The 13,563-nt window shown below is 44.7% G+C and carries 6 protein-coding genes; all 6 read left to right on the forward strand.

Annotated features, from left to right (window positions below; all coding sequences use genetic code 11):
- Window positions 1–476 precede the first annotated feature (476 nt).
- The 6 genes from QZ327_RS09100 to QZ327_RS09125 all read left to right on the forward strand — a co-directional run bounded on the left by QZ327_RS09100 (window position 477) and on the right by QZ327_RS09125 (window position 13,528).
- The gene (locus QZ327_RS09100) at window positions 477–1,652 is read left to right on the forward strand and encodes a glycoside hydrolase family 88 protein (protein WP_294618782.1); all 1,176 of its coding nucleotides are present in this window, start codon (window positions 477–479) and stop codon (window positions 1,650–1,652) included.
- Window positions 1,653–2,101: 449 nt separating this feature from the next.
- Window positions 2,102–5,224 carry a TonB-dependent receptor gene (locus tag QZ327_RS09105; RefSeq protein WP_294618761.1) on the forward strand — a complete coding sequence of 1,041 codons (3,123 nt, stop codon included), beginning with the start codon at window positions 2,102–2,104 and terminating at the stop codon, window positions 5,222–5,224.
- A gap of 13 nt (window positions 5,225–5,237) precedes the next feature.
- Window positions 5,238–7,040, forward strand: a complete 1,803-nt coding sequence (locus tag QZ327_RS09110; protein ID WP_294618762.1) for a RagB/SusD family nutrient uptake outer membrane protein — start codon at window positions 5,238–5,240, stop codon at window positions 7,038–7,040.
- A gap of 31 nt (window positions 7,041–7,071) precedes the next feature.
- Window positions 7,072–10,068 (forward strand): SusC/RagA family TonB-linked outer membrane protein, encoded by a 2,997-nt coding sequence (locus tag QZ327_RS09115; RefSeq protein WP_294618763.1) that lies wholly within the window; start codon window positions 7,072–7,074, stop codon window positions 10,066–10,068.
- Between the two features lie 16 nt (window positions 10,069–10,084).
- Window positions 10,085–11,779: a RagB/SusD family nutrient uptake outer membrane protein gene (locus QZ327_RS09120; RefSeq protein ID WP_294618764.1), complete on the forward strand. Its 1,695-nt coding sequence runs from the start codon at window positions 10,085–10,087 to the stop codon at window positions 11,777–11,779.
- 27 nt (window positions 11,780–11,806) lie between these two features.
- Entirely contained in the window at window positions 11,807–13,528 is a 1,722-nt protein-coding gene (locus QZ327_RS09125; protein ID WP_294618765.1) for a BACON domain-containing carbohydrate-binding protein, read from the forward strand.
- Window positions 13,529–13,563 lie beyond the last annotated feature (35 nt).

A 13,563-nucleotide genomic window follows, 5' to 3' on the forward strand; every position in this document is an offset into this window, starting at 1 on the left:
GATATCGGTGTTTGTGGCGAGCGGCATTAATGCTGCTCGTGATGGACATTAATGTCTATCGTGACAGACATTAATGCCGCTCACGTCAGACATTAATGTCCCTCGGCCGAAACACTTGTGTCCGACGGGAGAAAAAACGGTTTTCCGCATAAACCGTGCATCTTTATCGGGAAAAAGCGCATGCGTATCCGCGTTTTATGCAAGGTATCTCTGTTTCGGAACAAAGGCGCAGGGGCGGGAGTAAGCAAAACAGCGGTTTTGCTCTCTTTTTGTCATGAAACGGGAGCGGGGGCGGGAGTACAAAACACCTGCGTTCTGCGTACATTTCGTTTTGTCCGGCGTGGTGTACGCAGAACGTATGCCGGATGTATTTACACTTCACGCCTGTTTCCGGTTGTCTTGCCACATTTGCAGTGTGATTAAGAACCATTATGAACGATGTATATATGAGAAGCTGTTTGTTGATATTCGCCGGGATGTCGTTGTTGGCATTTGCGGGTTGCAAGCCGGGAGCGGCAACTGCCGGTGATTTGATTTCGGACAATGTGAGGAATGCCGCCGGGCAGTATTCCCTGATGGCGGAGCAGATAGAGGAGAGCGGGCGGATATTGAATCCGCGCACCTTGGATAAAGACGGAAAGACGGTTTACGTCCCTTACCGGGATTGGACCAGCGGTTTTTTCCCGGGAAGCATGTGGCACTTGTATCACCTCACGGGAGATAAGAAGTGGGAAGCGTTGGCGGTGAAATACACAGAGGCCATCGATTCGGTGCAATATGTCACCTGGCATCACGATGTCGGCTTTATGGCAGGATGCAGCTTCCTCAACGGAATGCGTTTGGGAGGCAGGGATTACGGCAAGGTGATTGTCCGGGCGGCTGAATCGTTGTCTACCCGTTTTCGTCCCAATGCCGGCGTGATCCAGTCGTGGAACGTAGACCGGGGATGGCAGTCGGAACGTGGCTGGAAGTGTCCGGTGATAATTGATAACATGATGAACCTGGAACTGCTTTTTGAAGCAACCCGCCTGTCCGGCGATTCCACCTATTATAATATGGCGGTCAGCCACGCCGATCGCACCTTGAAGAACCATTACCGCGAGGACTACAGTTGTTATCATGTGGTGGATTACGACCCGGAAAGCGGTGAGGTGCGCGGCAAGCAGACAGCTCAGGGATATGCCGACGAGTCGGCTTGGGCAAGAGGGCAGGCATGGGGGCTGTACGGTTATACGATGTGCTACCGCTACACACGCAAACCGGAATACCTGGCACAGGCGCGGCGCATTTATGACTTCATATTTACCCACCCTAATCTTCCGAAGGACCTGGTGCCCTATTGGGACTACGATGCGTTGAATATCCCCAATGTGCCGCGTGATGCCTCGGCGGCGGCCATTACAGCCTCCGCCTTGTACGAACTGGACGCTTACCTGCCGGAATCGCATTGCTGCGAGGTGGCGGATAAGATTGTGGAGAATTTGAGCTCCGCCGCTTATCGGGCAAAGGCGGGTACGAACGGCAACTTCATCCTCATGCACTCTGTAGGGGCGTTGCCGATGGGTGCGGAGGTCGACGTGCCGTTGAATTATGCGGATTACTATTTCCTGGAAGCGCTGAAACGTAAAAAGGATGGAAGCAAACAAGGGTAAACAGGATAAGGGTGAGAAGTTTTTTTCAGGATAACACCCCATTCTATTATTAATCGTTCCTTTTGTCGGGACACATGAATTGAGGCAAGAAACAAACGCATGCGTTGCGGACAGGAGTGCTTTCGCATTCCCTTTTTGAATGAAATTGTAACTTTTGTGAACTATAAGTGTTGTTTTTCCCACGCTTATGTTCCTGTTTTTGTAACAGTAGCAGTATTTTAACATACAGGTATTAAACCTGCTTAATTAATCTTTTAAAATCTAATAAATTATGGAACGAAGATTTGTGTTGTATAATAGTTTCAGATGTTGACCTGTCTTTTTTACCCTCCTTGCATGGGACTCTGCAAATGAGCATGAAGTTAAAAATGTGTGTGAAATGTAATAATTTAAATTTAGTATTTATGAAAAGAAAAATCAGATTTAAGTTAGCTTTTTGGCTATCACTTATGATGTTTTTTGTGCCGGTGACGGCTTTTGCGCAAGTCACGGTTACAGGTAATGTCTCTGATGACATGGGACCTGTAGCCGGTGCCAATGTCATTGAAAAAGGAACTGTTAACGGCGTTATTACCGATATGGACGGTAATTTCCGCCTTCAAGTCCAGAATCCCAAGACAGTGGTGCTGAAAGTTAGCTTTATAGGTTACAGTGATCAGGAAATTCCTTTGAATGGCAAAACAAACATTAAGGTGGTTTTGAAGGAAGACTCTGAAATGTTGGAAGAAATGACGGTGGTGGCATACGGCGTTCAGAAGAAAGAGACGCTGACCGGTGCCATTTCATCGGTGAAGACAGATGCGTTGCTGCAGTCGCCCAACTCGAGTGTCGCCAACTCGTTGGCGGGAAAGATTCCGGGTCTTTCATCGGTTCAGTCGAGCGGACAGCCGGGTGCCGAAGATCCTAAGATTTTCATCCGTGGTGCGGGTGCGTTGACTGAAGCCGGTTCTGCCCCGTTGATTCTGGTGGATGGTGTGGAGCGTAGTTTCTTTCAGATGGATCCCAACGAGATAGAAGATGTGACGGTGTTGAAAGATGCTTCCGCTACAGCCGTGTTCGGTGTGCGTGGTGCGAATGGTGTGATACTTGTAACGACTCGCCGTGGTGAAAAAGGCAAGGCTAAGATAGCGGTTAATTCATCGGTAGGCATGCAGACCCCCACCCGTATGTTGCACAATGCGGACAGCTATACGTATGCCATGCTGTTCAGGGAACGTGAGGTAAATGACGGACGCGACCCGGACAGATATTTTACGGAATATGACCTGGAACGTTTCCGCTTGGGTGACGACCCTATTATGTATCCAAGTATGGACTGGCGTTCATATATGCTGAATAAAGCAGCCGTACAGACCCAGCACAATCTGAATATATCGGGTGGAACCGACCAGGTGCGTTATTTTATTTCTGTAGGCTATCTTTTCCAGGACGGTCTCTTTAAGAAATTCGGAAACAACTCGGAGGGATACAACTACAACCGTTATAACTATCGTACTAACCTGGATATTGACATCAGCAGGACCACTACCTTGAAGCTGGGCATTGGCGGGGTTGTAGGCAACCGTAAACAGTCGGCTGTTGACGAACAGACTATGTGGAGGACTATGAATAACAGCCAGCCGTTTACCAGTCCGGGGGTGATTGATGGAAAAGCGGTCGTTATTCCTAACCGGTACGGTGATATTGTAAATAATAACCCGGTCACGAGTATTTATAATCGCGGTTGGCTCAAGACGATGACCAATACGTTGAATATGGATCTGCACTTAGTGCAGAAGCTGGATTTTCTGACCAAAGGACTCTCTGTGGAAGTCAAAGGTGCTTATAATACTGACTATACATTTAAGAAAGGGATGACGAAGCGTGCCGCACGTTACCGTTCGTACGAAGCTTATTACCAGTCGGAACTGGAAAATCCTGAAATGGATCCCGCAGACCCGGACTTCAATAAGACGATTGTTTACAAGGTGAATGGAAACGAGGATGGCCCGGATTATAGCGAGGATGATGGCCGTGGACGTAACTGGTATTTTGAGGCCAGTTTCCGTTATAACCACAAATTCGGTGACCATAATGTAACGGGTTTGTTGCTTTACAACCAGAACAAGAAATACTATCCCTCACAATTGACGTTTATTCCAACTGCTTATGTAGGTTTGGTCGGTAGGGCTACTTACGATTACAAATCCCGTTATCTGGCAGAATTCAATATAGGTTACAATGGTTCTGAGAACTTTGCGCCGGACAAGCGTTTCGGTACTTTCCCTGCTTTTTCTTTAGGTTATATCCTTTCAGAAGAGAAATTTATGAAAGACATCAAGTTCCTTGATTTCCTGAAGTTCAGAGCCACAGTTGGTTTGGTAGGTAATGATAATATGAGTAACAATCGTTTCCTTTATCTTCCGGACAGTTATGATATAGACAAAAGCGGTAAAGATAAAGACTGGGCACATAATCAGTGGGGGTATAATTTTGGTTATGATAATAACACCGTTATGAAAGGTGCGTTGGAAAACCGTTTGGGTAATCGTAACGTAACTTGGGAAACTTCCTTGAAACAGAATTATGGTGTCGATGTGAATTTCTTGAGTAACCGTTTGAAAGCTAAATTTGACTACTTTATTGAAAAACGTAAAGATATCCTGATTGCTCGCAAGACTCTTCCGGGCATTACTGCTTTTACCAGTGCCTTGCTCCCGGTAGTGAATATGGGTGAAGTGGAAAATAGGGGTTATGAAATCGAATTGAGTTGGAACGACCGTATTGGCGATGATTTCAGTTATTATATCAATTCCAATATGTCTTATGCCAAGAATAAAATAACGTTCCAGGACGAGGTGGAACCTAACGAACCTTATTTGTGGCGTACGGGCAAACAGGTCGGTGCCGTGTTTGGTTATGTTGCTGAAGGTTTCTATAATGATGATGATTTCGACATCACTACCGATGATAGAGGTAACAAGAAATATACGTTGAAAGAAGGTGTACCGGGTACTCAGATTGCCGTATTGCCAGGTGATGTGAAGTACAAGGATTTGAATGGTGACAAGTTTATTGATGAGGATGACCAGTGCCAGATAGGTTATTCGTCGCGCCCTAACTATACATTCGGCCTGAACTATGGTTTTGACTATAAAGGTCTCTTCTTTTCCATGAACTGGACAGGCGCTGCCGAGCGTTCGGTCGTGTTAAGCAGTTACTTCAGCACTCCGTTTGAAGGCACATTGATGAAATATCAGACAGAGGGCATTTGGCGGCCGGAAACAGCAGAGACAGCTACTGCTCCCCGCCTTTCTAAAGACCATTCGGTTTATAATCATAGGCAATCGGACCTTTGGGTGAGAGACGGTTCTTATCTGAAACTGAAAAACTTGACTGTGGGGTATAATTTTACTAACCGTCCGGCCTTGAAGAAGATAGGCATCAGCCAGTTGGGCATCAAATTTACAGGCTATAACTTGTTGACTTTCGACAAGCTTGATATTATGGATCCGGAGTCCAATCCGGATTGGTATAACGACCGTTATCCTGTCGTGAAGATTTATAACCTGGGTGTGAACATTACTTTCTAAAGATAAAATGACTATGAAGAAATATATCAGTAGTTTATTAGTGGCTTCCTCGTTGTTGTTCGTGGGATGCGACGACTTCAAGTTTGGTAATGCCTTTCTTGAGAAACCGTTGAGTGACGAGATGAATATAGATAGTGTCTATGCACATGAAGTGTATGCAGAACAGGCATTGGCACAAGTTTATCATACGCTTCCCGATTTCCAACCCCATCAGAACCGGTTGTCGTGGGGCATATTGGAGTCTTTGACCGATTTGGCGGATATGACTAAAGGTGGTGGTAACGGTTATCATAAAGGAACCATATCTGCTGCTGACCCGGGGGGTGGTCCTTATCAGATACTTTATGACGAAGATGACGGTGCGTTTTCTGCAACTTGGGGTATCCGTAAGGCTTATCTTTTCTTGGATAATGTGGACCGTGTGCCAGATATGACAGATGAAAAGAAGCGGATCCGTAAAGGGGAAGCTAAAGCTATCATCGCTTTTCATTATGTACAGATGTTCCGTTATTTGGGAGGTATGCCTTGGATTGATGGCGCTTATAGCCCTGAAGATGAGATGTACTTCACTCGTATGACAGTGGAAGAGATGGTAGACAAAGTTTGTACGTTGATAGACGAGGCTGCCGAAATGCTGCCTTGGGAAGTGGAGGCTGCCGATGACGGGCGTATGACAAAAGCCGGTATGATGGCGTTGAAGGTTCGTTTCTTGTTGTTCGCTGCCAGTCCTTTGTTCAATAGCGATAAACCTTTCAAGGCGGGTGAAGCTTCTGACTTACATTACACTTGGTGGGGAGGTTATGATAAAAACCGTTGGCAAAAAGCTTTGGAGGCTGGTCTGGCATTCTTACGCGAGAACCAAAAACATGGTAACTCTTATCAACTGGTTAATACTGGTGATCCTCGTAAGGACTTTTGTACAGGTTATTTCACCCGTTACAACCATGAAATCTTGATTTGTAGCCATCGCTATACCAAATGGGATGTAAACAGCAAAACTGTCGCACAAATCAGATACGGTGCAGGACAACCTACGATGAACTATGTGAATATGTTCCAGATGAAGGATGGTTCTGAATTTGATTGGAATGATCCGATGCACGCCAAATATCCTTTCTTTGATGCGGATGGTAATATGCTTCGCGATCCTCGTTTGTATGAGACGGTTATTGTAAATCAGGATAAGATGTTAGGACGTAAAGCCGAAATCTACTGGTCGGGGCGTGATGCTCCCAACCGTATGGGAGGAAAAGGTAATGGTGACTGGATTTGGAATAACTATGCCATCCCTGGTATTGCCGTACGCAAGCATACACAAGATTTGAGAAATGATGTGCAGAATAAATTCTATGAGTGTCCTCTGATGCGCCTGCCGGAAGTTTATTTGAGCATAGCCGAAGCAATGAACGAGCTGGGCAAGGCTACGGAAAAGGATGAGTTCGGACGTGATGCTTACGACTACATCAATTTGGTCCGCAGCCGTGTGGAGATGTGGGGATATACCAAAGAAATGGTCGCTCCGGGCGAAGATTTGCGTGAAACTATTTTGCGTGAAAGGGCATTGGAATTTGGTTTTGAGGAAGTCCGTTATTTCGATATCAACCGTTGGAAACATAAGGATTATCTGGATATCACCCGGTATACGTTGGACACTTGGAAAGAACCAGATGGCTCTTTCCGTCATGAACTGACACAATTCTTCCCCAACAGACGCCAGTGGGTGGAATTTTGGGACGACCGTTACTATTTGACTCCACTTCCGTTGGCGGAAATCAATAAAAAGTATGGCTTGGTTCAAAATCCCGGTTGGGAATAATCTAAATTCTAATTATTAGCACAAAAGCAGTATGAAAAAAAGAAATATATTGATGTTTGGGCTGGTGGGGCTATTTTCGCTCTCGGCAATGGCTCAACAGACAGTTACAGGTATAGTGCAAGACCGTTACGGCATTCCTATGAAGGGAGTGTCGGTAGCTACCGTAGGTGCACCGGGAAACAAAGTGATTACCGATGAAAACGGTACATTCGCTATCAAGGCGGATGAAGGCGACTATATCGAAGTGAGATATGCAGACGGGAAGGTAAGACGTGTATGGGTATCGGGCAACTCGATTGAAATCCGTTTGGCCGATATGGATTTCCTGATAGAAAACAGGGGAGTAGACCATACGGAACGCGAACAGACACAAGCGGTCACTACTGTCTCGGGAGATGTGTTACGGACAAACTCGTCTCCTAATCTGAGCAATGCATTGTATGGTATGTTTCCGGGTCTGATGGTAAAACAAAATACCGGATGGACGGACAACGCAAGTCTTACGGTCCGTGGAGGAGGGTCCTTGAAGGGCTCCGAACCACTGGTAATCGTAGACGGGATACCTCGTCCGTTGGAATATGTCAATATGGACGAAGTGGAAAGTGTTTCTGTTCTGAAAGATGGTGCTGCCACAGCTTTATGGGGATTACGTGGTTCTAATGGGGTTATTGTAGTAAAGACAAAACGCGGTCAGTATAACACCAAGAGTATGAACGTGAATTATACCTTTGGAGTGGGGATGCCGGTCAATCAGCCGGAATTTGTGGATGGCTATACGTATGCTGCCATGAAGAATGAAGCATTATATTATGACGGACTACCCTTGCAGTATGACAGGACGGAACTGGAACACTTTAAAAACGGTACCAACCGTGACTTGTATGCCAATACGGACTGGATGGACGAGGCGTTACGTAATCATACTACAAACCATCAGTTGAATCTTTCTTTCCGTGGAGGTGGTAAGGCATTACGTTATTATGCACTGGTCAATTATAAAAACGACCAAGGTATTTTGAATAAGAACCTTACACGGATGTCCGACCGTTATGATGCGCAGATGAAGAGGTACGACCTGAATGCACGTATCAATCTGGATATAGATCTTACCAGTACTACTACGGCTACGTTGTCTATGTTTGGCATGCTGCGTGAGGAGAATCGTCCGAGAACAAGTGAAGGTAATATTTTTTCTTACTTGTATGATACTCCTTCGGCTGCGTTCCCGGTACGCACTTCTTCCGGACAATGGGGTGGAAGTATGCTTTTCCCGCACAATCCGATAGCAGAGATTGCTGATATAGGGTATTTCAGAACGGATCGCCGCTTGCTACAGTCTAATCTGCGTATTCATCAGGATTTGTCTATGCTGACGAAGGGGCTGAGTGCCGAATTGTCCATAGCTTATGATAACGATGCCGTATTTCAGGAAACGGGAACTCAATCTTATGCTTATGAACAGAATAATCTGGTACTGAATACCGAAACGGGAGTTTATGAGGTGGTGAGTGAATTGAAGGGTGAGGATAAAGCCTTGTCCATTAATAATAGCCACTTGAACAGTCAGTATATGCGTACGGTAATTGAAGGTAAGGTTGGTTATGACCGTGCTTTTGGTCGTCATGCGGTAAATGGATTGTTGCAATATTGGCAACAGTCGTATGTTCCGAAAGGAAGAAACAAGTCTATGTATCGCCAGTCATATATGTTTGCCGGAGGATACAATTATGATAATCGCTATGCGTTGGATGTTTTGGTGAACCGTATGGGGACAAGCGTATTGAGCAAGAACGATAAATATCGTACTTATCCGGCTGTATCCGCTGCTTGGCTTCTTTCCAACGAAACATTTATGAAGAATCAGAATGTGTTGGATTACTTGAAACTCCGTGCTTCTTGGGGGCGTTCGGGCAATGACAATATCGATTACGAATTGGATAGACGTTATTGGGACAATAGCGGGGGATATCAGTTCGGAGATACTCCGCAAAGTTTTCCAGGTATGATTGCCGGTGCATTAGCAATGGAAAATGTAGATATTGAAATGGCGGACAAATATGATGTTGGTTTTGATTTGCAGATGTTGGATAGACGTTTGTCTTTGACTGCTGATTTCTATATGGATAAACGCAGAAATATGTTGGTTAATGCGGATGCATTGTATTCGGGAGTAATTGGTACAAGGGTTCCGCAAGAATGTATCGGTGCGGTTGATACCAAAGGGCTTGAACTGTCGTTGGCTTGGCGGGACAGAGTAGGTAAGGACTTCAACTATTATGTGGGCGGGAATTTCTCATCCATGAAGACTGAAATCATAGAAAACGGCGAAGGATACCAACCATACGATTATCTGTATAAGAAAGGTAATCGGTTAGGACAGAATTACGGTTTGGTGGCCATCGGATATTTCGATGATTGGAAGGATATTGAAAACAGTCCTAAACAGTTGTTCTCTGAAGTACGTCCGGGCGATATAAAGTATAAGGATCAGAACGGTGATAAGCAGATTGACGAGCACGACGTGGTAGCTATCGGTCATTCCACCACACCGGGATTTTTCTACGGCATAAATCTGGGCTTTGAATACAAAGGTTTTGGATTGGATATGTTGTTCCAAGGTGCAGGCCAGTTGAGCCGTATGTTGAATACGGCGAGTGTGTACTGGCCGTTGCGTAATGGCAAGAACAACTTGTCTAAGTGGTATCTGAGTGATAATGTGCGTTGGACTGAAGATACTAAGGAGATTGCTACCTTGCCTCGTCTGACTACGCTCGACAATGCCAACAATTTCCGTAGCAGTACCCAATGGTTGGCAGACGGCTCTTATTTCAAATTACGCAATCTGAACATTTATTATAACTTGCCTCAAAAGTGGGTGAAGTCCATGAAGATGGAAAAATGCCAGGTATACGTAAGAGCTAACAATCTGTTTTCACTGGACCACATCGATTATTCCAATTGCGAGGATCTTTCCGTGAATTATCCCGACTTGATGTCTGTGTATGTCGGTTTAAACATTAACTTCTAAAAAACAACAGAACGATATGAAAATAACTAAATATTTCGCTTTTGTGTCCGCTGCGATTCTATTAGGCGGTTGCGATTTTCTGGAGTTCGATGAGTCACAGGGGCTTAACAAGCACCAGGCTTATGCGACTTTTGAGAATATCCAAATGCAGTCTACTGCTATTTATCGTAAGTTACCTTCCGATTACGGTGTCATTGGAAGTGCGTTGCGTGAGTCTGCCACCGACAACGCGATGTATACGGAAAACAGCAATGCCGTGTATGATATGTACACCAATAAATGGAGCCCGATTAATCTGATTGACAATCAGTGGGGAGGATATTATGACATCATTCATGACGTGAATCTTTTCCTGGAAAACTATACGGAAGAATTGCTTGACATTTATAAATGGGACAAGAATTATGAAGATGATATGGCGAAAGCCCGTATGGCATTGAAAGAGGTGAAGGTATTGCGTGCCCTTTATCACTTTGAACTCGCCAAGCGCTATGGGGACATTCCTCTGGTACTGAAGACTTATGCAATGGATGAAATCAATCATGTGGAGAAATCAGCATTTCAAGAGGTAATCGACTATATTGATGAAGAGTGTGCCACACAGGCTTCCGAGCTTCCTATATCTTTCAATGATTTTGTCGGTAAGGAGACCGGTCGTGTGACTCGTGGTGCCGCTTATGCCATCCGTGCCCGCGCATTGCTCTATGCGGCGAGCCCGTTGTTCAATAAGGACAATAATGTCGAACTTTGGAAAAAAGCTGCCGATGCGGCATACGAGGTAATCAAACTGAATGCCTATCAACTGGAAACGATTGACAAGGACCCGTTGTGGAACCAAAGCGGTAATGATGTCTTGCCTTCCAAGCAATTGGTCTTTGAGACCCGTGGCGGTACGAACAATACTTTCGAACGCAACAATCTCCCGGTTGGCGGTTTCGGCGAAGTGTCACTGGGCAGAAATGTGCCGACACAGAATCTGGTAGACGAGTATGAAATGGCGGATGGCACTCCGTTCGATTGGAACAATCCGGGGCATGTGGCAAATATGTACTATGATGCGCAAGGAAAGCCGACCCGTGATCCCCGTCTTTATCAGAATGTGCTTTGTAATGGCAGGACGTTTATGAAAATCAAACTGGAAACTTACGAAGGTGGGAAGAACGGTACTCCGTTGGATGGCGCCACTACTACGGGTTATTATTTGAAGAAGTTGGTGGACGAAACTATTTCTTTGGATCCGGTGAAGCCGGTTACCAAGCCTCATCATTTCCCCGGTTACCGTTATGCGGAAGTTTTATTGAACTATGCTGAGGCTATGAACGAGTGGCAAGGTCCCGACTACACAGATGCTACTCATCCGCTTTCTGCCCGTGATGCACTGAATCAAGTTCGTACGGCTGCCAATATGAAAGCGGTGGTTGCTGCCAACCAAACGGAGTTTCGTGCGAAGGTACGTAAAGAACGTCGTATCGAATTGGCGTTCGAGGATCATCGCTTTTGGGATATCCGCCGTTGGAAAGAGGGTGAACTTGTGAAGGAGATTTACGGTGTGAAGATACAGAACAATAATGGTACGCTCTCTTATAAGAAAGAAAAGGTACAGGATCGTGTTTGGGATGACAAGATGTATCTGTATCCTATCCCTCAGAAAGAAATCTATGTCAACGGAAATCTGACACAGAACCCTGGTTGGACTGAAGGAGGTAATTAAATTGGTTCTCTTTAAAAATAAGATGTAATGAAACATATATTCAACTATATAACAGTGGTTTTGTCGCTCCTTCTGGTGTCGTGTGGCGACAATCAGATTATGGAGTCTACTCTTCCGGCAGGCTTTACTACGGATGCGCTGACAAAGTATGAAGTGCCCGCTGAGCCGGGATTGGATTTTTCAATAGCCTTTACGGTGGAGGATCCTTTCAACTGTTCGATAAAGAGTGACCGGGAATGGTGCAAGGTAGTTATCACATGGGATAATGGCATCCACGCCCGGTTGGAGGTGGAAGATAACACGACAGGCAAGAACCGAACCGCTAACGTAATAATTGCGTCTCCTAAGATAAAGGGAGAGTATGTGATTGAGGTAAAACAACTGGCTGCCGTGTTTGAGTTTGGAAACCTGAGTGATGAGTTACTTCCGGAAGGGGGACGATTTCCTATTTATGTAGCAGCAGATTGTCCGTGGATGTTGGAAAGCGATGTGGATTGGATTGAGTTTGATGTGATTTCGGGAGAATCGACCTTAGAGACTGGTCCGATGGAAGTGAACGTGACGGTGAAGCCGAATGAAGACGGCATCGTCCGGAGTGCGAGCATGACCCTGCGCTCGTCATCGGGAAAGGAGAGAATATTTGCACGGCAGGTATGGCAATGTGAGCCTTGGAATACACAAACAAGAATAGGAGACGCTAATGTTCAATTTGATTTGAATAAATTAGATGACAATTATCCACAAATGCAAGAGTGGATGAAGGCTGGCGTAACAGGGGGAATACCCTCTTTGGAGGTACAGCTATCCAAGATTACCAAAATATTTGAAGCGGGAACTTCTGCTAAAGAGATTAATGATTTTATTCTTAGTGGAGATAAGTATGCACCGCGGATTATATTGTTGAAGAATGGAAATTATACTTTTGAATCACAAATAAGGCTTTATAATCAGGATGTATTAATCGGTGAAAGTAGGGATGGAGTAATTGTTGCATTGACAGATAAGGGTGGATTCTCTTATTATAATGCAGATAAAGCGGGTATCCGTAATATATCAATTGAAGGGAAATACGCTTCTACCCCGCCTGATCCTACAATCATGGAGGAAACCTTGCTTGGTATGGGGCTTGCTAAGCATGCTACTATAGAAATGAAAGGAGCCAGGAATTGTTACATTGATAATGTAAAAATGAAGAATATTGCTTCACATGCTTTTGTGATAGGTAATACAACTCAAAACGATGGTAAACATAATACAATTCGTGATTTGGATGTTGATGGTTCTTATAATAAAGGTGGTTATATGGGATATTTACATATCGGGGGATCTTATAATCTGATTACAGGATGTCATGTGATTCATCTTCGTCATATCTCAATGCAAGATCCTACTTCGTTTTATAATGTGTTTTATAAGAATGATGTAGAACAAGAATTTTCTTTTCACAATGATGATGGCGGAAATAACTTAATTGAATATAATAAAATAACCCTTCCTACAACATTAGGTGAAAGCTATTGTGCTATCATGGGACCTTGGTCCGTTCAACATAAAGTAGGCGGTAAGAATTTTATTTACCGCAACAAATGTCTGGAATTGAACAGGGACAACAATACTCCTTGGTCAGATAACGAACTTTATGTAGGGCCTTGGGAGGTAAAACCTGCTGACCTGTATACAAACTTCAGGGTCGTGGAGGATTATCCGAAACCGGCAGGCGGCACGTTGTATCCTGTGATTTTGAAATAATCATATTATAAAAACAGAAAGAGGTTTTTGTTGCT

The organism is uncultured Bacteroides sp. (genome assembly GCF_910578895.1).
Classification (GTDB): Bacteria; Bacteroidota; Bacteroidia; order Bacteroidales; family Bacteroidaceae; genus Bacteroides.

Excerpts from the sequence above, each read along its gene's own strand:
- QZ327_RS09100 (WP_294618782.1), top strand. The coding sequence starts at position 477 with ATGTCGTTGTTGGCATTTGCGGGTTGCAAGCCGGGAGCGGCAACTGCC.
- QZ327_RS09105 (WP_294618761.1), top strand. The coding sequence starts at position 2,102 with ATGATGTTTTTTGTGCCGGTGACGGCTTTTGCGCAAGTCACGGTTACA.
- QZ327_RS09110 (WP_294618762.1), top strand. The coding sequence starts at position 5,238 with ATGAAGAAATATATCAGTAGTTTATTAGTGGCTTCCTCGTTGTTGTTC.
- QZ327_RS09115 (WP_294618763.1), top strand. The coding sequence starts at position 7,072 with ATGAAAAAAAGAAATATATTGATGTTTGGGCTGGTGGGGCTATTTTCG.
- QZ327_RS09120 (WP_294618764.1), top strand. The coding sequence starts at position 10,085 with ATGAAAATAACTAAATATTTCGCTTTTGTGTCCGCTGCGATTCTATTA.
- QZ327_RS09125 (WP_294618765.1), top strand. The coding sequence starts at position 11,807 with ATGAAACATATATTCAACTATATAACAGTGGTTTTGTCGCTCCTTCTG.